Source organism: Enterobacter cloacae complex sp. XAL002, from assembly GCF_049236805.1.
GTDB classification, from domain to species: domain Bacteria; phylum Pseudomonadota; class Gammaproteobacteria; order Enterobacterales; family Enterobacteriaceae; genus Enterobacter; species Enterobacter intestinihominis.
This window is the reverse complement of record NZ_JBMKJN010000013.1, coordinates 106562-132538: the sequence shown is the minus strand read 5'-3', so window position 1 is coordinate 132538 and position 25977 is coordinate 106562. Positions and strand designations below refer to the sequence as shown.

Here is a 25977-nt window from a genome sequence, read left to right as displayed (position 1 = left end):
ACATGAATCCGCTTTATCAAAAACACATCATTTCCATAAACGACCTCAGCCGCGAAGAGCTGGAACTGGTTCTGGAAACCGCGGCAAAACTGAAGGCCAATCCGCAACCGGAGCTGTTGAAGCACAAGGTGATTGCAAGCTGCTTCTTCGAAGCCTCGACCCGCACCCGCCTCTCCTTCGAAACCTCCATGCACCGTCTGGGCGCGAGCGTGGTGGGCTTCTCGGACAGCAGCAACACGTCGCTGGGCAAAAAAGGCGAGACCCTGGCGGATACCATTTCGGTTATCAGTACCTACGTTGACGCGATTGTGATGCGCCACCCGCAGGAGGGCGCGGCGCGTCTGGCGACCGAGTTTTCCGGCGGCATTCCGGTACTGAACGCCGGTGACGGCGCCAACCAGCATCCGACGCAGACCCTGCTGGATCTGTTCACCATTCAGGAGACGCAGGGCACGCTTGAGAACCTGAACATCGCCATGGTCGGCGACCTGAAATATGGCCGCACCGTCCACTCCCTGACCCAGGCGCTGGCGAAATTTAACGGCAACCGCTTCTTCTTTATCGCGCCGGACGCGCTGGCGATGCCGCAGTACATTCTCGACATGCTGGACGAGAAAGGCATCGCGTGGAGCCTGCACGCCAGTATCGAAGAGGTGATGGGCAACGTGGATATTCTCTACATGACCCGCGTGCAGAAAGAGCGTCTGGATCCGTCCGAGTACGCCAACGTGAAGGCGCAGTTCGTGCTGCGCGCCAGCGACCTTGAAGGCGCGCGTGACAATATGAAGGTGCTGCACCCGCTGCCGCGCATCGATGAGATCACCACAGACGTGGACAAAACGCCGCACGCCTGGTACTTCCAGCAGGCCGGAAACGGCATCTTCGCTCGCCAGGCGTTACTGGCACTGGTTCTGAATCGCGAATTAGCTCTGTAAGGGGAGACGACCATGACACACGATAACAAACTCCAGGTTGAAGCCATCAAGCGTGGCACCGTGATTGACCACATCCCTGCGCAGGTGGGCTTTAAGCTGCTGACGCTGTTCAAACTGACCGAAACCGACCAGCGCATCACCATCGGCCTGAACCTGCCGTCGGGTGAAATGGGCCGTAAAGACCTGATCAAAATCGAGAACACCTTCCTGACCGACGAGCAGGTTAACCAGCTGTCGCTGTACGCGCCGGACGCCACGGTTAACCGCATCGACGATTACGACGTGGTGGGCAAATCCCGCCCAAGCCTGCCGGATCGCATCGAAAGCGTGCTGGTCTGCCCGAACAGCAACTGCATCAGTCATGCTGAGCCGGTTTCCTCCAGTTTCGCAGTGAAAAAACGCGCCAATGACATCGCACTCAAATGCAAATACTGCGAAAAAGAGTTTTCTCATTATGTGGTGCTGGCCAACTAATTGAGGTTGGTAATGAAATCCCGGCTGTTATAATGGCCGGGAACATTCTTAACGCTGTAATTCTGGAGAAAAAATGAGCAAAGTACTCGCGACGGAAAATGCACCAGCGGCTATCGGCCCATACGTTCAGGGCGTTGATCTGGGCAGCATGATCATCACTTCTGGTCAGATCCCGGTGAACCCAAAAACCGGTGAAGTGCCAGCCGACGTAGCGGCGCAGGCGCGTCAGTCGCTGGAAAACGTGCAGGCGATCGTGGAATCTGCCGGTCTGAAAGTGGGCGATATCGTCAAAACCACTGTGTTCGTGAAAGATCTGAATGATTTCGCGACCGTTAACGCCACTTACGAAGCGTTCTTCACCGAGCACAACGCGACCTTCCCGGCTCGCTCTTGCGTGGAAGTGGCGCGTCTGCCAAAAGACGTGAAAATTGAAATTGAAGCGATTGCCGTACGTCGCTAATTCAATTCAATTAAGAAAGGGCAGCTTAGCTGTCCTTTTTATTTCGACTATTTTTACTCTCCATATAAAATGACAAATCGCACCGTCCATTATTAAGCTTCTCCACCCGGTAATATTCTCTAATAATGGATGAGTAATGAAACTTTCAAAAATTGCACTTGCCCTCGCGACAGTGACCGTTGCATCGTCGGCATTTGCTCACGGCTATATTGAATCTCCAGCCAGCCGCGCCTATATGTGTAAGCTTGGCCAAAATATTGATTGCGGCGCTGTACAGTATGAACCGCAGAGCGTGGAAAAAACTTCCGGTTTCCCGACCGGCGCTATGCCGCCGGACGGCCAGCTCGCCAGTGCAGGTATTTCCCAGTATTCTCAGCTGGATAAGCAAAGCCTGAATGCCTGGACCAAAAACCCGATAACAGCAGGCCCGCATGAGTTCGTCTGGCATCATACTGCACCGCATAAAACCACTAACTGGCGCTATTACATCACCAAACAAAATTGGGATCCAAATAAGCCGCTGACTCGCGATCAATTTGAATTAACTCCATTCTGTACGATCAACGGAAATAGTCAGGCACCAGCCGTAACAAAATCTATGACTTGCAATGTTCCTGCGCGTACGGGGTACCAGGTTATTTACGGCGTGTGGGAAATTGCGGACACCTCAAATAGCTTTTATCAGGCCATTGACGTTGATTTCGGGAATGGTGGCAACGTTACCCCGGATGAAACGCCTGCGATCGTTTCCGAATGGAGCAAAACCCTTAGCGGCCAGATTGCCGGTAATAACCTGAACGTGGGCGATAAGGTTATCGCACGCTTCTTCGACGCCAACGGTGAAGTGACCGCCATGCGTACCGAAATGACCATCGGCTCTGCTGAACAAGGCGACGCTAACCAGTGGTCTTACGATCTGGCGCAAAAGATCAACACCGCTCAGAGCGATGTCCGCGTCGGTGTGAAAGATGAAGCCGGTGACATCAGCCCGGTTCACGGCGCCAACAGCGTATTCGTGAAAGACGGCAGCACGCTGAAATCCGTTGCCATCTCCTATGAAGAGCAAAAAGCGCAGGTGAGCGAGACCATCGCCGTTTCCGATCTGCAATACAGCAAAATCGAACATGGCAACGCGACCGTCACCTTCCACGTCAACACGCAGGGTGACGTTAATTTTGAAGCGCACGTGATGAACCACCACGGTGCGGAAAAAGGTTACCTGAAGCAGGACATGAACAACGTCAATCAGGACGTGACCATGACGCTGACTGACGTGACGGCGGGACACCATATGCTGAAATACTACGCGACCAATAAAGACGGCACGATGTTCGCCCAGGACGTGCTGAACCTGATGCTGGAAAGCGATGCGGCTGCGGACAGCACCGGCCACCACGACTTTACCTTCCCGGAGAATATCGCCTCGTACAAAGCAGGCACCGTGGTACTACAGCCAAAAGACGGTAAGACCTACGAATGTAAGCCTTTCCCGTACAGCGGCTACTGCGTGCAGTACAGCCCAACCGCAAACCAGTTTGAGCCTGGCGTTGGCGCGCACTGGAAAGAGGCGTGGGTGTTGAAGAACTGAGTGGAAAAACCTTACCCCTCACCCTAACCCTCTCCCCAAAGGGGAGAGGGTACCGATAGTGCCCCTCGCCCCTATGGGGAGAGGGGTTGGGGTGAGGGGTATTTTTTTCTACTGATTCTGCGTCGCACGCAGCAGCGTTTCCAGCGGGTACACCGCCGCAATCACCACTTCGTCCTGGATTTTCGCCGCGTTATCCAGTTCGCTCTGGATCGACGCGATCTCTTTATCATCCAGCGTTCCCTGACGTGCCACCAGATCCGTCAGCCGCAGGCCAATCGAGGCCAGCTTGTCCACCTCCTGAATTACCGGTTTGATGGCCTTCAACTGATAGCTGTTTTCGCTCAAGGCCAGCACGTCGCTGGTGTTGTTCTGCCAGCGGTTAAAGACGTGGCGCAGCGCGTCGGCGCTCTCCGTGTCTTCCGCATCGCTCACCAGACGGTCAGCCCATTTATTCATCTGACGCACGGTCGCACTTTCCGCGTTTAGCGCGTCAGCGAGCCGGTTGAGCGGCTCAAACTGATGATAGTTTCCAGCCTGGAACTTAAGATGCTGACGGGTGTAATACTGCGCCGGTTCAAGCGCCTGGGCGAGGATTTGCAGCGGCAAGGTATCCGCATTGTTAGCGAGGCGCGTGAACTGTACCTGCTGCTGGGTATGCTGCTGTAGCCCAACCGATACCGTGGACCAGCTGTCCATCGCCTGGAGCCGGGTATACATGTTGTCGATGTCGTTGACGTCCTTCGCCGACCAAAGCCGCTCCGCCACCGCAAAGGCGCGCGGCCACAGACGGATATCCAGTACTGGCGCGACTACGTTTTCCGCCCACAGCGCGGCTTCACCGCCGAGCAGATTGGCCTCGTTCGCCGGGTCCGGCACCACCGGCGGAACGCCTTTCGGCACCTCGTCCAGACGCGTGCCGCTAATCGGGTAGCGGGCGTTACCCACCAGGAAATAGCCGCTGAGCTTATCGTTCTCAACAGAAACGACCGGACGCGTTTCACCCATCCAGGTATCAACGGTAAACGTTACCTGATTGTCGTCCCGCCACTGAATGTTATCCACCGCCCGACGCGATTTCCCGGCAAAATCAATGAATCCGCGCCAGCCAGCATCGCCTTTCACCAGCGTAAAGCTGCCTTCCACCGGCTTGCCTTTCAGACGCGGCATGGAGAAAGCCCAGCTCTGGACGCTGTCGGTGTCTGCTATCACATCCACGCCGTTCAACCCCTGCGGCACAATTTCATTGCGGTAGTGGTAGGCGGTGGATTGCGGCTGATCGAGGTAGAAACCGGTAGAGAGAATGCCCTTATAGCCGTTCTGCGCCACCTGCCCCAGCGCGTCCTGTCCCTGCCAGGACTGGATCAGAATGCTTTTCGGCAGATCGGGATGGTAGATCTCATCCCAGCCAACCATCTGCCGGTGGTGCTTCTCAAGGATCGTCTCCAGCTTGCGGTTGAAATACGCCTGCAACGCATGGCTGTCCGCCAGTTTGTTGTCGCGCATGAATCTCTGGATCGCAGCGTTCGCTTTCCACTGGCTGTCGTCAACCTCATCGCCGCCAATATGCAGATACGGATCCGGGAAGATCGCCGCCAGTTCGCTGACCATCGCGTCGGCAAAGGTATAGGTCGCCTCTTTGGTGGGATCCAGCACTGGCTTAAGCACGCCCCAGTGGCGCTCCATGGCGTACGGCCCCGGCGCGCTCATCAGCTCCGGGTAGGCGACGGCAATCGCCGAGGCGTGGCCCGGCATATCAATTTCCGGCACCACGCGTATGCCGCGCTCGGCAGCGTAACGCACAATCTCGCGCATCTGCTCCGGGGTGTAGAACAGCCCATCGCTGGCAAGCTGGGTTAATTTTGGATAACGCTTCGAGGTAAAGCGCCAGCCCTGATCGTCCGTCAAATGCCAGTGCAGGACGTTGAGCTTAGCCGCGGCCATGCCGTCGATCTGGCGTTTGATATCGGGTAACGGGATGAAATGGCGCGCTGAATCGAGCAGCAGCCCGCGCCACGGGAAGCGCGGCGAATCTTCAATGCTAACCCACGGAATCGAGGTGTTTTCGGCACCGTTCTGCATCAGCTGGAGCAAGGTTTCCATGGCGCGCAGCGCGCCGAAGCGGGTGTTGGCGGAGATATTTACGCCGTTGGCGTCCACCGTGAGTTTATAGCTCTCATCGCTGTCCGGCAGCGGCTGCGGCTTCACTTTTTTAGCGATGGAAATACGGATGGTTGGCTTGTCAGGTTTTTCGGCCTGCGGCTGTAGCGTCCAGCCGGTTTGCAGGGCGATGCGCTGGCGCAGGCGGTTGACCGCATCCCCCAGATCGTCGCCGCTGACGCTCACGGTGAGTTGATTGTTAAGCACCAGCGCACCCTGCGTGGTCGGGCGTTCAACCTTCGCAGGCCAGGGCATTAAGGGAAGGTCGCCTGCCGGGGCGGCAAAGGCGGAGGCGCCGAGCATAAGCCCGGCGGTTAAGAGACTGTACCGTAACATGAATGTTCCTTATCAGACGGGCCAAATAAAGGCAAAACATTCTGTTAACATGCGCTCAAATTGTCGTCAAGCGAATGCGCCGACGGAGATCACAGGTTGTTGAATTTGGGAGGAAAGCCAGCTGCCCGGTGGCGGCTTCGCCTTACCCGGCCTACGTTCGGATCGTAGACCCGGTAAGCGCAGCGCCACCGGGCTTGCCGTTACTGCCATCCATACCGACGGCTATAGAACCCTTTGACCATCTGCGTCAGCACCATGTAACCCGCGAGGATCGCCACCAGCCACGGGAAGTAGCTCAGCGGCAGCGCCTGAAGTTGCAGGTAACTTGCAAGCGGCGAGAACGGCAGCGCGATCCCGAGCGCCATCACAATGCCCGTCATCACGATCAGCGGCCATGCGGCACGGCTCTGGATAAACGGAATGCGGCGGGTGCGGATCATATGCACAATCAGGGTCTGGGACAGCAGCCCCACCACGAACCAGCCGGACTGGAACAGCGTCTGGTGTTCCGGGGTATTGGCGTGGAACACAAACCACATCAGGCAGAAGGTCAGAATGTCAAAGATGGAGCTGATCGGCCCAAAGAACAGCATAAAGCGCCCCAGATCGGCGGGGTTCCAGCGCTGCGGCTTCTGGATCTGCTCGTCGTCCACGTTATCAAACGGGATGGCGACCTGAGAGACATCGTACATCAGGTTCTGGATCAGCAGGTGCAGCGGCAGCATCGGCAGGAACGGCAGGAAGGCGCTCGCCACCAGCACGCTGAAGACGTTACCGAAGTTGGAGCTGGCGGTCATTTTGATGTATTTGAGCATATTGGCGAAGGTGCGACGCCCTTCGATGACGCCCTCCTCCAGCACCATCAGGCTCTTTTCCAGCAGAATGATATCTGCCGCCTCGCGGGCGATATCCACCGCGCCGTCCACGGAGATACCGATATCCGCCGCACGCAGGGCTGGCGCATCGTTGATGCCGTCGCCCATAAAGCCCACCACGTGCCCTTCACGACGCAGCAGAGTGACGATGCGTTCTTTATGCATCGGCGTCAGGCGGGCAAACAGCGTGGTGCGCAGGGCAAGCTCGGCCAGCTCATCGTCGGACAGGTGCTCAATGTCGCTCCCCACCACGACGTCGCCCGCGTCCAGGCCCACTTCGTGGCACACTTTGGCCGCCACCAGCTCGCTGTCGCCGGTCAGGATTTTGACGGTGATCCCGCTCGCTTTCAGTGCTTTCAGCGCCGGCGCGGTGGTCTCTTTCGGCGGATCGAGGAATGCGATGTAACCCTCGAGGATCAAATCGGATTCATCGATACGCTGGTAGTCCCCTTCCCGCGCGGGCAGGAACTTGCTTGCTACCGCCACCACGCGCAGCCCCTGACGGTTCAGGTTATCGGTGACGCGTTTGATGCGGCGCAGCATGGTCTCATCCAGCGGCACGATCTCGCCGTTATGACGCACCTGCGTGGAAACATTCAGGATCTCCTGCAATGCCCCTTTGCAGATCAGCTGATGTACGTCCGGCTGCTCGCTGACCACCACCGACATGCGGCGCCGTTCAAAGTCGAACGGAATTTCGTCCACCTTCTGCCAGCGGCCGGAGAGCATGCGGGCAGACTCTTCATCCACACCTTCCAGCACCGCCACGTCGAGCAGGTTTTTCAGCCCTGTCTGGTAGTGACTGTTCAGCCACGCGCTGTACAGCACCCGTTCGCTGGTCTTTCCGGCGATATCGGTGTGGTTCTCCAGCACGATTTTGTCCTGGGTCAGGGTGCCGGTTTTATCGGTGCAAAGAATATCCATCGCGCCAAAGTTCTGGATGGCATCGAGGTGTTTGACGATCACCTTTTGTTTAGAGAGTTTGACCGCCCCGCGCGCCAGCGTGGAGGTGACAATCATCGGCAGCATTTCCGGCGTTAAGCCGACAGCCACGGAGAGGGCGAACAGCGCCGCTTCCCACCAGTCACCTTTGGTGTAGCCGTTGATCAGCAGGACAATCGGCGTCATGACCATCATAAAGCGGATCAGCAGCATGCTGACGCGGCCAATGCCTTTCTGGAATGCGTTCGGCTCGCTCTCCTGCTCGCTGACGCGTCCGGCAAGCTGCCCAAACCAGGTGTTGCCGCCGGTAGCGGTGACAATGGCCTGCGCCGTGCCGCTGACCACCGTGGTGCCCATAAAGCACAGGGTGTCGCATTCCAGCGGGTTCATCTGCTGCGGATCGCGGGTCCTCGCCACCTTCTCTACGGGCAGGGATTCACCGGTGAGTGACGCCTGCGCGACGAACAGATCCCGCGCCTGGATGATGCGTAAATCCGCCGGGATCATGTCCCCCGCCGCCAGCTTCACCAGATCGCCCGGCACCAGCTGGTCAATGGGCAGTTCAATCCAGGCGTTTTCGCCGAGGTCGTTAATCACACGCGACACGGTGGCAGTATTGCTGACCATCGCTTTCAGCGCATCCGCCGCTTTGGTGGAGCGCGCTTCCTGAATAAAGTTAAGCAGCGTGGAGATCCCCACCATCAGGGCAATTACGCCTGCGGCAAACAGATCTTCAGTGGCGTAAGAGATAATCCCGAGCACCGTCAGCAGCAGGTTGAACGGATTGCGGTAGCAGAGCCACAGGTGGACCCACCATGGAGAGGGTTTTTGCGCCGGGATCTGGTTATCGCCATGTTCCTCGCGGATTTTTGACACTTCTTGCGCGTTCAGCCCTTCCGGGTGGCCGCCAAAGGCACGCCAGACTTCGTTTTCATCCATCGCCGCCACGTTCAGGCAGCGCTCGGTCAGGGAAGCGGGGATTTCCGCGCCCGCCAGGGTGTTGGCATTTGGCAGCGGATCGCGCGCAATCAGGCGATGTGGCAGGTGGCGGCTCAGCTGCGCGAACAGCTGCCGGGTGATATTTTTCAGCATAGTCATTCCCCCGCATCCGCAAAGGCGGACGCAGTTTTCCCGCAGGCGTGGCAGAGCCGTACCTGTCAGGCACTTAATTTATCAAGCAGGAACGTATGAACGTTGCTGCCTCACGCCGGTGAGACAGCAAAAGGCTGGCTTACCGGAAAGAAGGTTTTCTCCTGGTCAGGAGAGGTGTGGGATCGGGATCCATGTGGCCTCCGGTAAGTTAAAAATGGGATGTCGTCGCGCAGTATAAGGATTTAACCATACCTTTTGTGACTATTCGGGCGGTATGATACCCCCTCGTAAATAAACCGCACGTAAACCAGACTTTGCCCATAGCGAATTCGCAGGATAGCATTAGGCTCAATTGATTATTTTATCGTTGTTACAGGGAATACAGCATGCAGAACCGCCTTACGATTAAAGACATCGCGCGTTTAAGCGGCGTGGGGAAATCGACCGTCTCACGCGTGCTTAACAACGAAAGCGGTGTCAGCGAGCGCACACGCGAGCGCGTCGAGGCGGTGATGAATCAGCACGGTTTTTCCCCTTCCCGCTCCGCGCGCGCCATGCGCGGGCAGAGCGATAAAGTGGTCGCCATTATTGTCTCGCGTCTGGATTCCCTCTCCGAAAACCTCGCCGTACAGACGATGCTGCCCGCGTTCTACGAGCAGGGCTACGATCCGATCATGATGGAGAGTAAGTTTTCCGCGCAAATGGTGGAGGAGCATCTCGGTATGCTTCAGCGCCGCAACATTGATGGCGTAGTGCTGTTCGGGTTTACCGGCCTTAAAGAGGACATGCTTAAACCCTGGCAGCCGTCTCTGGTGCTGCTGGCGCGCGACGCCAGCGGGTTTGCCTCTGTCTGTTACGATGACGAAGGGGCAATCGTTATCCTGATGCAGCGCCTGTATGAACAGGGCCATCGGCATATCAGCTATCTCGGCGTGCCGCATGCCGACATCACCACCGGCAAGCGTCGCCATGAAGCGTACCTGGCGTTTTGTAAAAAAAACAATCTCCCCGCCGTGGCCGCGCTGCCTGGACTGGGTATGAAACAGGGATATGAGCAGGTCGCCAGCGTGCTGACTGCACAAACCACCGCCCTGGTGTGCGCCACGGATACCCTTGCATTGGGTGCGAGCAAATATTTGCAGGAACAACGCATCGGGGAGTTGCAGTTAGCGAGCGTGGGAAGCACGCCGCTGATGAAGTTCTTACACCCGGAGATTATCAGCGTTGACCCGGGTTATGCCGAGTCTGGCCGGCAGGCTGCCGCGCAGCTGATCGAGCAAATTACCGGGCGTACCGAGCCCCGTCAGATCGTTATTCCAGCCCGCCTCTCATAATTTTTTTGAATGGATTATTGTGATCTTCGCCCGATTTCGGGAACGTTCCCATTTTCGCCGTCACGTTGAAGGAGTAGGCTTGCGCACAGGTCATAACCCCTTTCACCATCTGTCATGAGGTTTCATGATGAGTAAAGTCAAACAAGCCGATATAGATCAGCTGATCGTCCTGGTCGGCGGACGCGAGAACATCGCCACCGTCAGCCATTGCATTACCCGCCTGCGCTTCGTGCTGAACGATCCGGCCAAAGCCAATCCGAAAGCCATTGAAGAGTTGAAAATGGTTAAAGGCTGCTTCACCAACGCCGGGCAGTTCCAGGTGGTGATTGGTACCGAAGTGGGCGATTATTATCAGGCTCTGCTGGCGACTACCGGGCACTCTTCCGCCGATAAAGAGCAGGCGAAGAAGGCAGCGCGCCAGAATATGAAATGGCATGAGCAGCTGATTTCCCATTTTGCGGAGATCTTCTTCCCACTGCTGCCGGCGCTGATCAGCGGGGGCTTAATTCTGGGCTTCCGTAACGTCATCGGCGATGTGCCAATGAGCGACGGCAAAACCCTGGCGCAGATGTACCCGGCGCTGCAAAGCATCTATGACTTCCTGTGGCTGATTGGCGAAGCCATCTTCTTCTATCTGCCGGTCGGGATCTGCTGGTCAGCGGTGCGCAAGATGGGCGGAACGCCCATTCTCGGAATCGTACTCGGCGTGACGCTGGTCTCTCCGCAGTTAATGAACGCTTACTTACTTGGTCAGCAAACGCCAGAGGTGTGGAACTTCGGCCTGTTTACCATCGCCAAAGTGGGCTACCAGGCGCAGGTTATCCCGGCATTGCTGGCGGGTCTGGCGCTGGGCTTTATTGAGACGCGTCTGAAGCGCATCGTGCCGGACTATCTCTATCTGGTGGTGGTCCCGGTCTGCTCGCTGATCCTGGCGGTGTTCCTGGCGCATGCCTTTATCGGTCCGTTTGGCCGCATGATTGGCGACGGCGTGGCCTTCGCGGTCCGTCACCTGATGACCGGCAGCTTCGCACCGATTGGCGCCGCACTGTTCGGCTTCCTGTACGCTCCGCTGGTGATCACCGGCGTGCACCAGACCACGCTGGCGATCGATATGCAGATGATCCAGAGCCTCGGCGGCACGCCGGTCTGGCCGATTATCGCCCTGTCTAACATTGCGCAGGCCTCCGCTGTAACCGGCATTATCATCGTCAGCCGTAAGCACAACGAGCGTGAGATCTCCGTTCCGGCGGCCATCTCCGCCTACCTCGGCGTCACTGAACCGGCGATGTACGGTATCAACCTGAAATATCGCTTCCCGATGCTCTGCGCGATGATCGGCTCCGGTCTGGCGGGCTTGCTGTGCGGCCTGAACGGCGTAATGGCAAACGGGATTGGCGTCGGCGGCCTGCCGGGTATCCTCTCCATTCAGCCTTCATTCTGGCAGGTATTTGCGCTGGCGATGGCGGTGGCGATTATCATCCCAATGGCGCTGACTACCGTGGTTTACCAGCGTAAGTTCCGTCAGGGCACGTTGCAGATTGTTTAATTCCCTTTTTCGGGGCGCAGTTGCGCCCCTTCGCATTTGCAGGAACGTACTATGAATACCCTTCCTCACTGGTGGCAGAACGGCGTTATCTATCAGATTTACCCAAAGAGTTTTCAGGATACCACCGGCAGCGGCACCGGCGATCTGCGCGGCGTAACGCAGCGCCTTGACTACCTGAAAACCCTTGGCATTGACGCCATCTGGCTGACGCCGTTTTATATCTCGCCGCAGGTGGATAACGGTTACGACGTGGCGAACTACACTGCCATCGACCCGACCTACGGCACGCTGGACGACTTTGACGAGCTGGTTGCCCGGGCGCATGAACGTGGCATCCGCATTGTGCTGGATATGGTCTTTAACCACACGTCCACGCAGCACGCCTGGTTCCGTGAGTCGCTGGATAAAGCGAGTCCGTACCGTGAGTTCTATATCTGGCGCGACGGTACGCCGGACGCGCTTCCCAACAACTGGCGCTCCAAGTTTGGCGGCAACGCCTGGCGCTGGCATGCCGAAAGCGAGCAGTATTATCTGCATCTGTTCGCGCCGGAGCAGGCGGATCTCAACTGGGAAAACCCGGCGGTGCGCGCCGAGCTGAAAAAAGTGTGCGAGTTTTGGGCCGATCGCGGCGTGGACGGCTTGCGTCTGGACGTCATTAACCTGATTTCAAAAGATCAGGATTTCCCGGACGACACCATCGGCGACGGTCGCCGTTTCTACACTGACGGGCCGCGCATCCACGAATATCTCCAGGAGATGAGCCGGGATGTCTTTACGCCGCGCAACCTGATGACGGTGGGCGAGATGTCCTCCACCTCGCTGGAGAACTGTCAGCAGTATGCGTCGCTCGACGGGCGCGAGCTGTCGATGACCTTTAACTTCCATCATCTGAAGGTCGACTACCCCGGCGGCGAAAAGTGGACGCTTGCGAAGCCGGATTTTGTGGCGCTGAAAACCCTTTTCCGCCACTGGCAGCAGGGGATGCACAACAAAGCCTGGAACGCGCTGTTCTGGTGTAACCATGACCAGCCGCGCATCGTGTCACGCTTTGGTGACGAAGGGGAACACCGCGTGGCGGCGGCGAAAATGCTCGGCATGGTGCTGCACGGGATGCAGGGCACGCCGTATATCTATCAGGGTGAAGAGCTGGGCATGACCAACCCGCATTTCAGCCGTATCACCGACTACCGCGACGTAGAAAGCCTGAATATGTTCGCCGAACAGCGGGCGAACGGCCGCGATACGGATGAACTGCTGGCGATTCTGGCGAGTAAGTCACGTGATAATGGGCGCACGCCGATGCAGTGGGACGCCTCGCACAATGCGGGCTTTACCGGGGGCGAACCGTGGATTGGTGTCTGCGAAAACTACGAAACCGTGAACGCCCGCGCGGCGCTGGACGACCCCGATTCGGTGTTTTACACCTATCAGTCGCTGATTCGCCTGCGCAAAACCCTGCCGGTGCTGACGTGGGGGGATTATGAGGATCTCCTGCCTGACCACCCTTCCCTGTGGTGCTATCGCCGTCAGTGGCAGGGGCAAACGCTGATGGTGGTGGCGAACCTGAGCCACGAGCGCCAGCAGTGGCAGCCCGCCCCCGCAGAGCGAGCATGGCAGGTGGCACTCAGCAACTATGAAGAGGTTCCCTTCCGACCCGATACGTTGCTATTGCGCCCGTTTGAAGCTATCTGGTGGGTACAGGAATAAACCTCAGGAGATACAGCATGCTGTATCTCTTTTTTTATGTTTAGCGATACGCTAAATGTACGACGATAACTTTTACAATATGGCGCACTCAAAATAAAAATAGCCTGCCAATTAAATAACCTCGGCAGGATATTATGAAAAAGACAATTATTAAAGCAACGTGTATTAGCGTATTATTATTGAGCACGCAGGGATGGTGCGGAAATACGTCCGTCGATCTTCGCTTTGGTCATAATACACGCTCAGATGTAAATGATTCACGTATTAAGGTCATGCATCAGGCGAATAACGGTTTTTACTTTTCCGTTGAAGCCGCACAAAACCATAACGATACGTTTTTTGGTGATACCGACAGATATAATCCCGACGACAAAGGGCTAACGGAAGCGGCACAGGAAATCGAAACGCGCTGGCGTTTTGATCTGGGAAATGGGTTCGCCGTTGCGCCAGGGATGGTAATCGTCTTCACCACCAGCAATACGCATTACCGCCCTTTTATTCAGGGCTGGAAAGCATTCGATAACGGTCTGAATCTCTCCGCCCGCTACCGCTATAACACCGTCAATGACGCGCACAGCGATAAAGAACTCGACGGCAGCGGTTATACCCGCCGCCAGTCACACCAGTTCGACATTTGGTTCGCGTATAACATCGGCAAATTCGGTATGTCCTACAACCCGCGCTTCCGCTGGCAGGATAACGTCGATCAGGGAACCGGGGATGACACCTACTGGGAGCATACCGTCGCATTCAACTACAAGCTCGACGACGGCTGGACGCCTTACGTCGAGCTTGTATCGCTGGATAAAACCTATATCAACGATGACGGCAACCATGAAAATGATTATGCCGTACGTCTGGGAATAGTTAAGCAGCTCTGACGGCCTGACTACACCGTATCGTGCTGTAGCAGCCTGCAGCCGATACGGTCCACGGCACTCAACAGTTCAAGCTGACCTTCCCGCTGATACAAAGACACTGCGTTAATGTCGATTGGTAACGGCCAGCATAGCGTTGAGATCGACACCAATGTCGACCCCTGACGGGTAATCGCAATAATCTTCAACCCTTTGCGCAGCGCGTTACGCGCCATTTCAATCAGCGACTGCGTCTCCCCGGATTTACTGATCAACACCAGCGTCCCCTTCGATACCCGCGTCAGCTGGTGCATGTCATTCAAAATAAGGTGCGGCAGGCTCGCCAGCGACAAAAAGCGCGACAGGTAGTTGAGGCTGGTGAGCGAGGCTCCCCGTGCGTACAGATAGATATGGCTGGAATGCGTAAGCAACCTGGCAATTTCTGTCACAATATCATCCGCCTGTGACCCCATGTCGGGGGCGGCAGGTGCAGGCGTAAAATGGTCGCGTAAAAAACGGTACCGAAGCTCGGTATAGCTTTTATAGCCCATTTTTTTACATACACGATTAACGGATGTTGTCGTGGTAAAGGTGTCACGGGCAATCTCTTTTGCCGATATATTAGAAATATTATATGCATGATGCTGAATGTATTCAAATATCAAACGCTCACTTCCCTGGAATGAATTCATCTATTACGCCCCGTTTAATCCCAACATGATATTAACACAACAGAGAAATAGTCTCTGGAAGGCGCTTCACACATTGCATTTACGCGTATCACGATACGTAATTAGTATTAGCAAACATTAAAAACTGTTTTAGGTTCTCTTTATACTTCCCCTGTTTTCACATTCAGGGAATTATGACAATGACGAAACAAAAAGTTGTCGCGGTAACAGCCTGTCCAACAGGCATCGCACACACCTTTATGGCGGCAAATAAAATTATTGCATGGGCTAACGAGCACAATATTGAGGTAAAGGTCGAAACGCAGGGCAGCGATGGCGTTCAAAACCGCTTAACAAAACAGGATATCGCCTCCGCCACGGCCATTATTCTGGCAACTGACGTTCCCATTCAGGATGCCGAGCGTTTTGAAAACCTTCCTCACCTTCAAACCCGCACACAAGAGCTGATCAAACATACCGATCGCTATCTGCGTCGGGCGCTGGCCATGGAAAAAAACGTCACCACTGTCGCACAAGAAGACGATCTCCAGCGTTCGGCTTACCAGATTTTTATTGGCCATATTATGGCGGCCATCAGCTATATGCTGCCGGTCGTGGTGATGGGCGGGCTGATGATGGCGACGGCCAAAATTACCGGGCAGTTTATTAACATCGAACATTCGCCGTTCAGCGTGCTGGATAAAGTGGGCTTTATGACCATTAAGTTCATGTATCCCGTTTTTGCGATGTATCTGGCGTTTTCCATTGCTGGTAAACCCGCGCTTATCCCCGGGCTTATCGGCGGCATCATGTCAGACGAAGTCTATAAGCGCTTCTTTGATATCGAAGGCTTTATGCCATCCGGCTTTTTTGGTGCCATTGGTATCGGCTTTTTTGTGGGCTATCTGGTGCGCTGGCTCAATGATTCGATTCACGTCCATCAGCAGCTCACCACCATTAAAACCATGCTTGTCGTCCCACTCATCACCGGCATTACGCTGGTGATGGTCATGGAATATTTGATCAACCCGATTTTTGGCTCGCTTAACCAGCTGATGGTGGTCTTTTTTACCTCGGCAGGTGACACAGGACGCGGGTTCTATTCCGCGATGATCGCCGCAGGTACCGCGTTCGACCTGGGCGGTCCGGTCAACAAGGCGGCAGGCTCGGTCGCGCTCGGCCTGAATGGCATGAGCGAGACGTTTGATTTAACCGCCCGTGAACTCTCCATCGTGATCCCCTCCATCGGCGTCGGCTTTGCTGCGTTCCTCAACGGTCGCTTTGGATTACCGGATGTCTTTAGCCAGGAGGAGAAAACCGTCGGTAGCACCTCGTTGTTGCTGGGCGTGATTGGGATCTCCGAAGGCGCGATCCCGTTCATCCTGAAAAACCCACGTCTTATCCCGGTGTTCATGACCGGTGCCGTCGCCGGCGCGCTGGTCGCTATTACCCTTGGCGTGAAGCAGACGCTGCCTCTGCCAGCCGTCTGGGGCTGGCCGCTGGCGACTAATGTAGCGGGCTACCTGGCGAGCGTCGTTATTGGCGCATTGATTTGCGCTCTGGGCGTGCTCTATGTCAGCCCAAAGAACGCCAGATAAGGGGAAGGTCATGAATCAGATCCACGTCATTGCCCATACGCACTGGGATCAGGAGTGGTATTTCACCCGCCAGGACAGCATGGTGCTGGCGTCATATAACTTTGCGGACGTCATCGACACGCTGGAGCAGGACCCCGCTTACACCTGCTATCACCTTGACGGACAGATGGCGGGAGTGGAGGATTTTCTCGTCATCAATCCCGATTATCGCGCCAGGCTGGAAAAACTGGTCAGAGGAAAAAGGATCTTTGTAGGGCCGTGGTATACCCAGACGGACACCTACAACGTGCATGGCGAATCCATTATTCGCAATCTCAAGTACGGCATCTTCGCCGCCCGTAAGCTGGGGCACGCCATGCAGGTCGGGTATCTTCCGGACACCTTCGGCCACAATGCGCAAATGCCCACGATTTTGCAGGGCTGCAATATCGACAACATCGTCTTCTGGCGCGGCATCGATCACGACAGACAGGCGAAAAGCAGCCAGTTCCTGTGGCGGGCGCCGTCAGGTGCGACCGTTATCGCCTGCGCGATGGCATTCGGTTACGGCGCGGCTAAAAACATCTCCTCTGACGCGAGCCATTTGCAGGGAAAAATCTTCCCGATGGTCAATCTCCTGCGCTCGCGGGCCGAAATAAATGACCTGCTGCTGCCCTGCGGCGGCGATCAGGTCAGTATCGACCCGGCGCTGCCGAAAATTCTACAGATCGCCAGCGCACGCTCCCCCAATGAAGACCGGTACGTTATCAGTTCGCTGGAGCGCTACGTCGACATTCTGCGCGCGCAGCGTGAACAGTTTGAACGCTGGGAAGGAGAGCTGAAATCGCCGCGCTATACCCGCATCCATAAAACGATCGGCTCCGTGCGCTACGACATCAAAAAGAAAAATGATGATGTTGAGCAGTTCATCCTGCGGCGGCTGGAGCCGACAATCGCCATGGCGCGTCATCAGGGGCTGCCGGTGAACCTCTCAGTGGTCGATTCCCTCTGGAAAAAGTTGTTGCGAAACCATGCCCACGATTCAATTGGCGGCTGCAATAGCGATGCCACCAACCGCGATATTCTGCATCGGCTGGAGCAAACCGAACAGCTGTGCCACAGCCTGTGGAACCTGGTGGTGAAAACCCTGGCCGCCGCCTGCGCTCAGGAAGGCGACCTGCTGATTTTTAACCCGCTGGCTACCCCAACGCAGCGCGTGGTGATAACCACCCTGTATAGCCGGGCTGATAATATCGCCCTGACGTATCAGGGGCTGCCCATCCCGTTCGACGTCCTGAAAAGGGATATTCTGCCCGGCGGAACGGCGATCTCCCTTACCGCCGAGGGCGAGTGCGAAACGCCCATTTCCCCTTATTACCGCTGGCACGTAGCGGTAAAGACACCGGTTCTGCCGCCGATCGGCTATCTCACCGTTAACGTTGTAGATGACCGTGCGCCTTTTCAGGAGCCTGAAAAGATAAAGGGCAGCGAGATTGAGAACGCGCATTATCGACTGTCGCTGGACGCCGGAACGCTTACCCTGGAAGACAAACGCAGCGGCAGACGCATCCCCTCTTTCTTTACTCTCGAAGACTGTGCTGATGCGGGCGACAGCTACGATTTTTCGCCGCTTGCGAGCGACACACCGACGCGCTGTTCGCATTTTACGCTCGTCGACGGCGTGAAAACGAAGCTTGTCGAAAAGCTAACCGTCGAGGCCACAATGCTTCTTCCGCAGGATCTCGCCAGCCGTCAGGAAACGGCACGAACGCCGTTATCCATTCGTCTGGTCTGTGAATTACGCCATGACGATCCGAACCTGTATGTCGAGGCTTCGCTGGAAAACAGCCACTGCGATCACCGGCTACGTTTACTGATCGGCAGCGATATTCACACCCGTCACGCTATCGCCTCACTGCCCTTCGCAATCATCCAGCGCGAAACGGGATATGACGGTGAAAAATGGCAAGAACGCTATCGTGAGAAGCCCGTGGATATCGAAACCAGCGAGGGCATTATCGCTGTTACGGAACCGGGTAAAGCGCTGGTTGTGACTAGCCGTGGCATGAAAGAATTTCAGATTATCGGCAGCGAACCAGCAGCTATTGCCCTGACGATGTTTAAATCGACGGGCGTGCTCGGACGCAGCGATCTCGAGTGGCGACCGGGTCGGGCCTCCGGCATCAATAATACGGTGGTTGAGACTCCTGATGCCCAGTTGCTGAAACCGTTGCACTTTTCATTCACCGTCGCGCTGGCCGACAACGCCGACCACCTCACGCTGCGCCAGCTGGAAAATCAGGCGGCTGGACAGCCTTTTTCCTATCAACCGCAAGCGTTACACACGCTCGATAGCCGTCTTGAGCGCTTTGCGTTGCGTCTGCCCGAACGCAGGCTTCCGGCAGAATTCTCGCTACTGACCTTGCCAGAGCCGCTCATCCTTTCCGCACTGCCCCATGCGCAGCAGTTGCATGGCACCGTCTTACGCGTATTTAACGCCGGGACACAGCCGGTTCCCGTTCCGACAAGTCTGGCGGGGCTTCGTCAGATCAACTATCTGGAAGAGCCCGTGCAACCGGTAACAGCGATCTCACCTTCCGCAACCTGCGATTTTTTGATTGAGGCTTAATATGAACTTGCTGGCATTGACGCATCCCGATCGGGTGTTTATCAACCCGCCCCAACGTACGCCTGAAGCATTGATCCGCTGGCTCACCGAGCCGCTCGCCAGGCAGAATATCATCAACGATCGAGAGGCATTTATCGAAAGCGTTTTACAACGCGAAAGTGAAGGTCCTACCGCGCTGGGTGAAGCACTCGCCGTCCCGCACGGTAAAACCGAGGCGGTTCTACAGGCAGCATTTTGTCTGGCGCTCTTTGACGATCCGATATGCTGGCCGGGGCTGGAAGGTGATGAAGAGGTGAGAATGGTTTTCCTGCTCGCCATTCCGCCAGCGGAAGCAGGCAGTACGCATATGCAACTGCTGACGACGCTGACCAGCAGACTAACGGATGAGCGGGTGCGTGAGCAGCTTCTGGCGGCGCGCACCCGGGAAGAGGCATTGTCCGTCCTGAATGCTGAAGAACCGCCAGTACAGGACGATGGCCCCGATCGCTCCTTTCTCATCCCCATGGTGCTGGGCAGTATTGCTACCGCAGCCTTTTTACAGGCAGGGTTGAGCTGGGTCTGCGGGGTGAGTTAATCGAGCAGCGCTCAGCACAGGCTCTGCTGAGCGCTTGTTTTTGTTGAATAATTAATCAGATTTTTCCTTCGCGTCTTTACAATTGCCTCAGCGCCCGCCGTTTGTACTCTCGTCTTTTTACTTTGTCCTGCATCAAAAAAATCGCAAACATGTTTGATGCAAATCACTATATGTAGCACTTAAAATGCACGCCGACCCAACATCTTGTATTTATCGTCTACTATTCCAACAACAAGACGGCGCGAACGCTGGCCGGAATTGTGGATAACACGAGCTGGGCACGCGGGAAGTCTTTGCCTCGGCGAGGAATACGCCCGGTGAATACTTCTCCACCTCTGTGGATAACCTGTTTTTAAAATGGAGTGATCATGACACCGCATGTGATGAAACGTGATGGCTGTAAAGTGCCGTTTAAATCAGAGCGCATCAAAGAAGCCATTCTGCGTGCAGCTAAAGCAGCGGGAGTCGATGACGCAGATTACTGCGCCACCGTCGCAGAAGTCGTTAGCAGCCAGATGCACGAACGCAGCCAGGTGGATATCAACGAGATCCAGACCGCGGTTGAAAACCAGCTGATGTCTGGTCCGTACAAGCAGCTGGCGCGCGCCTACATTGAGTATCGTCACGACCGTGACGTCCAGCGTGAGAAACGCGGTCGCCTGAACCAGGAGATCCGCGGCCTGGTAGAGCAAACCAACTCGTCGCTGCTCAATGAAAATGCCAATAAAGACAGCAAAGTGATCCCGACCCAGCGCGACCTGCTGGCTGGTATCGTCGCCAAGCACTATGCCCGCCAGCACCTGCTGCCGCGCGATGTAGTCTCGGCGCACGAGCGCGGTGAGATCCACTATCACGATCTCGACTACTCGCCGTTCTTCCCGATGTTTAACTGCATGCTGATCGACCTGAAAGGCATGCTGACCCACGGTTTTAAAATGGGTAACGCCGAGATTGAGCCGCCGAAATCCATCTCCACCGCGACGGCGGTTACGGCGCAGATCATCGCCCAGGTGGCGAGCCACATCTATGGCGGCACCACCATTAACCGCATCGATGAAGTGCTGGCCCCGTTCGTGACCGAGAGCTTCAACAAACACCGTAAAACGGCGGAAGAGTGGCAGATCCCGGACGCCGACGGTTATGCCCGTTCCCGCACCGAGAAAGAGTGCTACGACGCGTTCCAGTCGCTGGAATATGAAGTAAACACGCTGCACACCGCCAACGGCCAGACGCCGTTTGTGACCTTCGGGTTTGGCCTCGGAACCAGTTGGGAATCACGCCTGATCCAGCAGTCTATTCTGCGTAACCGTATCTCTGGCCTCGGTAAAAACCGTAAAACGGCGGTGTTCCCGAAACTGGTGTTCGCCATTCGCGACGGCCTGAACCACAAGTTTGGCGATCCGAACTACGACATCAAACAGCTGGCGCTGGAGTGCGCGAGCAAGCGTATGTACCCGGACATTCTGAACTACGACCAGGTGATAAAAGTCACAGGTTCGTTTAAAACGCCAATGGGCTGTCGCAGCTTCCTCGGCGTGTACGAAGATGAGAACGGCGAGCAGATCCACGACGGGCGCAACAACCTGGGCGTCATCAGCCTGAACCTGCCGCGCATCGCGCTGGAAGCCAAAGGTAATGAAGCGGCCTTCTGGGCGCTGCTGGATGAACGTTTACAGCTGGCACGTAAGGCGCTGATGACCCGCATCGCCCGCCTTGAAGGGGTGAAAGCCCGCGTCGCGCCAATTCTCTATATGGAAGGGGCCTGCGGCGTGCGCCTGAAGGCGGATGATGATGTGTCGGAGATCTTCAAAAACGGTCGCGCGTCGATCTCTCTCGGCTATATCGGCATTCACGAAACCATTAACGCGCTGTTTGGTGACAAGCACATCTATGACAACGACGCCCTGCGTGAGAAAGGTATCGCGATTGTGCAGCGCCTGCGCGATGCGGTAGACCAGTGGAAAGAGGAAACCGGCTACGGTTTCAGCCTGTACAGCACGCCGAGCGAAAACCTCTGCGATCGCTTCTGCCGTCTGGATACCGCCGAGTTCGGCATCGTGGAAGGGGTGACCGACAAAGGTTACTACACCAACAGCTTCCACCTCGATGTGGAGAAGAAGGTGAACCCGTACGACAAGATCGACTTCGAAGCGGCCTATCCGCCCATCGCGAACGGCGGTTTTATCTGCTACGGCGAGTACCCGAACATTCAGCATAACCTGAAGGCGCTGGAAGACGTGTGGGATTACAGCTATCAGCACGTGCCGTACTACGGAACCAACACGCCAATCGACGAGTGCTACGAGTGCGGCTTTACCGGTGAGTTCGAGTGCACCAGCAAAGGCTTCACCTGCCCGAAATGCGGTAACCACGATGCAGCCCGCGTCTCCGTGACCCGTCGCGTGTGCGGCTACCTCGGCAGCCCGGACGCCCGTCCGTTTAACGCCGGTAAGCAGGAAGAGGTGAAGCGCAGGGTGAAACATCTGGGAAATGGGCAGATCGGGTAATCCACTGCCACGTTAATGCCCGGTGGCGCTGCGCTTACCGGGCCTACGGACCGCTCTCTTTTGTAGGCCGGGTAAGCGCAGCGCCACCCGGCGTGGTTATTCGCGATGAACTATCACCAGTACTACCCCGTCGACATCGTCAACGGCCCCGGCACCCGCTGCACCCTCTTTGTATCAGGCTGCGTTCACGAGTGCCCCGGCTGCTATAACAAAAGCACCTGGCGCCTGAACTCGGGTATGCCGTTTACCGCTGAGATGGAAGACCGCATCATCAACGACCTGAACGACACGCGCATTAAACGTCAGGGGATCTCGCTCTCCGGCGGCGACCCGCTCCATCCGCAAAACGTGCCGGCGATCCTGAAGCTGGTAAAACGCATCCGCCGCGAGTGCGCGGGAAAAGACATCTGGGTCTGGACGGGTTATAAGCTGGATGAACTGAATGCGCAGCAGAAGGAAGTGGTGGATCTGATTAACGTCCTGGTCGACGGCAAGTTCGTGCAGGATCTAAAAGATCCTATGCTTATCTGGCGCGGCAGCAGCAACCAGGTTGTGCATCATCTGCGTTGAATGAAGGCGGATATCCTCTGTCCGCCTGAACGTCAAAACCGACTCACACTCTCCATTGCCTCAGCCTTAAACGCCGCAAAATCCTCGCACTGGCACAGGCGCGCCATCGCGCGTTCACGCAGGAAAGTGACAAAGATATCGTAAATCGCCATTGCCTCTTCGTACTCGCTTTTGCTGATGGCGAGCAGAAAAATGACATGGGCAGTTTCATCTCCCCACTGAATGCCCTGCGGCGCCAGCACGGTGTAGACCACCGTTTTTTGCGCCAGCAGGCCGAGGGAGTGCGGCAGCGCGATGCCGTCGCCGAGCATAGTGCTGACGATAGCTTCACGCTCGATAACCGATTCCAGAAATTCCGCGCCGACAAAGCCTTCGCTTTCAAGCTGCCCACACAGTTCGCGGAACAGCGTTTGCTGGTCGACAGGCTTGTCGAGAATGCGGAAATGGGCCGCGTCGAAGTATTTCTCCAGCATCCACGGGCGGGTGCGGTCCACCAGCACCAGCTTGCCGATCTGCTCTAACTGATAATCGGTCGGGAACGGGGCGATTATCACCACCGGTTTGGATTTTTCGCTCACGCGAGCGGTGGAGATCACGAAGTCTTCGCCGATGACATCGGCAAGTTCGTACTCGCGCAGGGTGAGCGTGCGCGTCACCTCAATCTGCGGGTATTTGCGCTGAAGCACCGCCTCGATCATGCGCACCATCGCATTACCGGCGTCACATACCAGCAGCACGCGCGGCTGACGCTGGTAGCCGATGTTGTAGTGGCGCTCCAGACCGACACCGATATGCAGCACCAGAAAACCAATTTCGTTTTCGCTGATCACATACGGCGTGTATTTGCCCCAACTCGACACCGCCGCGAGGGTCATATCCCACGCCATCGGGTAGTGCTGCTTGATGTTATCCAGCAGCGGATTGGGGATCATGATTTGATACCGCACGCGGGTAATCATGGTTTTGATGTGCGTGAGCAGATCTGCATGCAGTTGCTCGTCGCTCAACAGGTTGTAGTTATAGTGGGTGTTGATGTAGCGCAGTATGTAGTTGACCAGGGCTTCGTCGTCGTCAGCATTAATGGCGCTGGGGGCGATCTCCTGGATCTGCCGCGCCGCAATGTGCACGCACAGCCAGCTCTCTTCCGATGGTGAAAGCGCTTTGCCCGCCAGCTCCTGGATAGCCACGGCGATATCTTTCGCCGCCTCGCGTACGTTCTCTTCCACGTCTTCAGCGTGGAATTCCGGCAGCGGATACCCCTCGCTGATGCGCCGCACCGACACCGCGCAGTACAGGCGCAGGAACAGCTCGCCTTCATCGGTCAGGCGAATGTGATGGCGCGTCAGCGCGTCGTGCAGGACAGGGACCATCTTTTCCGCCACGCCCGCGTTGAGCGCCACGTCGGTCACCAGCGGGTTCAGGCTATCCTGCTGCGCCAGCTCCCACAGGAGATCGGTCAGGCAGGCGCGGATCGCCATCTCGCTGCCAAACAGCTTCATGCCGTGGCGCGGGCGGGTTTCCAGCGTCAGGTTGTAACGGTGAAACCACTCGCGCACTTCCACCATGTCGCTCTGCAATGTGGCCCGGCTGACGAACCACTCATCGGCCAGATCCTCCAGCTTGAGGGAAAAGGCTGACGTCAGAAAACGCACCACCAGATAGTGCACGCGCTCCGGTCCGGTTCGCGGAATACGCAGCGCGCGCGGGTGGGACGACTGCAATTGTTGATAGCGCACCACATCATTGATTTTGAGCTGATAGCCGTTGCCCCGGCTCAAAATGAACTGCGCACCGTGGCTGGCCAGCAGCGCGTTCAGGGCGGTGATATCCGCCCGGACGGTTCGCGTGGAGACCGACAGCCGCTGCGCCAGCTCGTCCTGCGGCAGCGTCTCGTTTTGCAACAGATCGAAAAGTTGCGCTAAACGTTGGTTCGGAAATCGCACGTCGTTGTCCTCTTACTGCTCAGGGTGAAATGACCATCTGGGATGGGCTGCCGACCGGGGTATAGTCTGGCTCGGCGCTCAGCTTGCCGTCCGGCGCCACGCGGAAACGGGTAATGTTGTCGCTGCGCTGGTTCATGACGTACAGCCATCGCCCCTGCTTATCAAGCGTCAGGGTGCGCGGATAGTCGCCCCGCGTCCAGACATCGTCCTGATGCGTCAGCGTGCCCTCCGCCGTTACGGTAAAGTGCCCGATGCTGTTATGCAAACGGTTAGCGACATACAGCTGTTTCCCGTCGGCGCTTAGCGCCAGCCCGGCAGCAAAACTGGTGCCTTTAAAACCGTCCGGCAAGGCTGAAACCGTTTTACCCTCTTTCAGCCTGCCGTTGCTGTCCAGCGCATAATGGGTGAGCGTAGAGGCTTCTTCGTTAATCAGCCACAGGGCATCCCCCTTCGGCGTAAAGACGAAATGGCGCGGCCCGGCCCCTTTTGAGGAGGCGCTGATAAACGGCGGATCGTTCGGGGTCAGCTTTCCGGTTCGATCGTCAAAACGGTACTGATAGATGCGATCCAGCCCCAGATCGGTGGAAAAAACGTATTTCCCGCTCGGATCGGCGGCGATCATGTGCGCGTGAGGGCCGTTATGATCGCTGATGGCGAAACTGCCCTCGACGGCAGCTTCCGGCTTCGCCGCGCCCGGTTCGCCTTTGTCCTGATGGGTGTCCGTAGCATCGCCCAGGCTGCCGTCTGCGTTAACGGGCAGCACCGCGATCGATCCGCTGACGTAGTTCGCCACCAGCAAATGTTTGCCGTTCGGCGTCAGGGAAAGATACACCGGCCCCGCGCCGCCGGAGGCCACCTGATTCAGCTCGCTCAGCGCGCCGTTATCGCCTATTCGCAACGCCTGCACCACGCCCTGCTCCACCTCGCTTGCCAGGTAGAGCGTTTTGCCGTCGTGCGAGACGGTAAGCTGCGCAGCGTTCGGGAGTTGGCTCACCAGCGTTTTGTTATCGAGCGCGCCGGTTTGCGGGTCGACGGTAAAACGGTACAGCCCTTCGCCGTTGGGATTATAGGTGCCCACCCAGGCGTATTGCGTCTGGGCGACAGCGGCGGTGGCGAGCATTGAGAGTGAAGCGACAAGCAGGGTACGGGTGTGCATGGTGGCTCCTTCGGGTGTGTGCGGTGTGTTTCCCCTCACCCTAACCC

The 25977-nt window shown here is 56.7% G+C and carries 18 protein-coding genes; 13 read left to right on the top strand and 5 right to left on the bottom strand.

Annotation, left to right across the window (positions count from 1 at the left end):
• Positions 1-2 precede the first annotated feature (2 nt).
• The 4 genes from pyrB to gbpA all read left to right on the top strand — a co-directional run bounded on the left by pyrB (position 3) and on the right by gbpA (position 3457).
• Complete coding sequence (pyrB, locus tag ACOT0L_RS14510) at positions 3-935, top strand: aspartate carbamoyltransferase (protein WP_003863368.1); 933 nt, start codon at positions 3-5, stop codon at positions 933-935.
• A 12-nt stretch (positions 936-947) separates the two neighbouring features.
• On the top strand, positions 948-1409 hold the full coding sequence (pyrI, locus tag ACOT0L_RS14505) for an aspartate carbamoyltransferase regulatory subunit (RefSeq protein WP_003863370.1): 462 nt from the start codon (positions 948-950) through the stop codon (positions 1407-1409).
• 73 nt (positions 1410-1482) lie between these two features.
• Positions 1483-1869 carry a 2-iminobutanoate/2-iminopropanoate deaminase gene (ridA, locus tag ACOT0L_RS14500; protein WP_003863373.1) on the top strand — a complete coding sequence of 129 codons (387 nt, stop codon included), beginning with the start codon at positions 1483-1485 and terminating at the stop codon, positions 1867-1869.
• Positions 1870-2005: 136 nt separating this feature from the next.
• On the top strand, positions 2006-3457 hold the full coding sequence (gene gbpA / locus ACOT0L_RS14495; protein WP_048966074.1) for an N-acetylglucosamine-binding protein GbpA: 1452 nt from the start codon (positions 2006-2008) through the stop codon (positions 3455-3457).
• 108 nt (positions 3458-3565) lie between these two features.
• On the opposite strand, the gene ACOT0L_RS14490 is transcribed toward gbpA, so the two are convergent.
• On the bottom strand, positions 3566-5950 hold the full coding sequence (locus ACOT0L_RS14490) for a beta-N-acetylhexosaminidase (RefSeq protein WP_063146632.1): 2385 nt from the start codon (positions 5948-5950) through the stop codon (positions 3566-3568).
• A gap of 200 nt (positions 5951-6150) precedes the next feature.
• Positions 6151-8859, bottom strand: coding sequence for a magnesium-translocating P-type ATPase (mgtA, locus tag ACOT0L_RS14485; RefSeq protein WP_022646877.1), 2709 nt, complete (start codon positions 8857-8859; stop codon positions 6151-6153).
• A gap of 386 nt (positions 8860-9245) precedes the next feature.
• Between mgtA and treR the strand changes: the two genes are divergently transcribed.
• The 4 genes from treR to ACOT0L_RS14465 all read left to right on the top strand — a co-directional run bounded on the left by treR (position 9246) and on the right by ACOT0L_RS14465 (position 14327).
• Complete coding sequence (treR, locus tag ACOT0L_RS14480) at positions 9246-10193, top strand: trehalose operon repressor TreR (protein WP_022646876.1); 948 nt, start codon at positions 9246-9248, stop codon at positions 10191-10193.
• 127 nt (positions 10194-10320) lie between these two features.
• Positions 10321-11739, top strand: a complete 1419-nt coding sequence (gene treB / locus ACOT0L_RS14475; protein WP_022646875.1) for a PTS trehalose transporter subunit IIBC — start codon at positions 10321-10323, stop codon at positions 11737-11739.
• 51 nt (positions 11740-11790) lie between these two features.
• Positions 11791-13446 (top strand): alpha,alpha-phosphotrehalase, encoded by a 1656-nt coding sequence (gene treC / locus ACOT0L_RS14470; protein ID WP_063146633.1) that lies wholly within the window; start codon positions 11791-11793, stop codon positions 13444-13446.
• A gap of 134 nt (positions 13447-13580) precedes the next feature.
• Complete coding sequence (locus ACOT0L_RS14465; protein ID WP_063146634.1) at positions 13581-14327, top strand: oligogalacturonate-specific porin KdgM family protein; 747 nt, start codon at positions 13581-13583, stop codon at positions 14325-14327.
• Positions 14328-14335: 8 nt separating this feature from the next.
• On the opposite strand, the gene ACOT0L_RS14460 is transcribed toward ACOT0L_RS14465, so the two are convergent.
• Positions 14336-14995, bottom strand: a complete 660-nt coding sequence (locus tag ACOT0L_RS14460; protein ID WP_126503198.1) for a MurR/RpiR family transcriptional regulator — start codon at positions 14993-14995, stop codon at positions 14336-14338.
• A gap of 179 nt (positions 14996-15174) precedes the next feature.
• Between ACOT0L_RS14460 and ACOT0L_RS14455 the strand changes: the two genes are divergently transcribed.
• The 5 genes from ACOT0L_RS14455 (at position 15175) to nrdG (ending at position 22831) form a co-directional block, all read left to right on the top strand.
• A complete protein-coding gene (locus tag ACOT0L_RS14455) occupies positions 15175-16572 on the top strand; it encodes a PTS fructose transporter subunit IIC (protein WP_074134716.1) in 1398 nt (465 codons plus the stop codon).
• Between the two features lie 10 nt (positions 16573-16582).
• Complete coding sequence (locus ACOT0L_RS14450; protein WP_126503200.1) at positions 16583-19180, top strand: glycoside hydrolase family 38 C-terminal domain-containing protein; 2598 nt, start codon at positions 16583-16585, stop codon at positions 19178-19180.
• 1 nt (position 19181) lies between these two features.
• Positions 19182-19754, top strand: a complete 573-nt coding sequence (locus ACOT0L_RS14445; RefSeq protein WP_126503202.1) for a PTS sugar transporter subunit IIA — start codon at positions 19182-19184, stop codon at positions 19752-19754.
• Positions 19755-20122: 368 nt separating this feature from the next.
• Positions 20123-22261 carry an anaerobic ribonucleoside-triphosphate reductase gene (gene nrdD, locus ACOT0L_RS14440; protein ID WP_126503204.1) on the top strand — a complete coding sequence of 713 codons (2139 nt, stop codon included), beginning with the start codon at positions 20123-20125 and terminating at the stop codon, positions 22259-22261.
• Positions 22262-22366: 105 nt separating this feature from the next.
• Positions 22367-22831 (top strand): anaerobic ribonucleoside-triphosphate reductase-activating protein, encoded by a 465-nt coding sequence (nrdG, locus tag ACOT0L_RS14435; protein WP_022646867.1) that lies wholly within the window; start codon positions 22367-22369, stop codon positions 22829-22831.
• Positions 22832-22863: 32 nt separating this feature from the next.
• Here nrdG and ACOT0L_RS14430 read toward each other — a convergent pair whose 3' ends face one another.
• Complete coding sequence (locus ACOT0L_RS14430; protein WP_126503206.1) at positions 22864-24774, bottom strand: BglG family transcription antiterminator; 1911 nt, start codon at positions 24772-24774, stop codon at positions 22864-22866.
• A 19-nt stretch (positions 24775-24793) separates the two neighbouring features.
• Complete coding sequence (locus ACOT0L_RS14425) at positions 24794-25930, bottom strand: lactonase family protein (protein ID WP_058677082.1); 1137 nt, start codon at positions 25928-25930, stop codon at positions 24794-24796.
• Positions 25931-25977 lie beyond the last annotated feature (47 nt).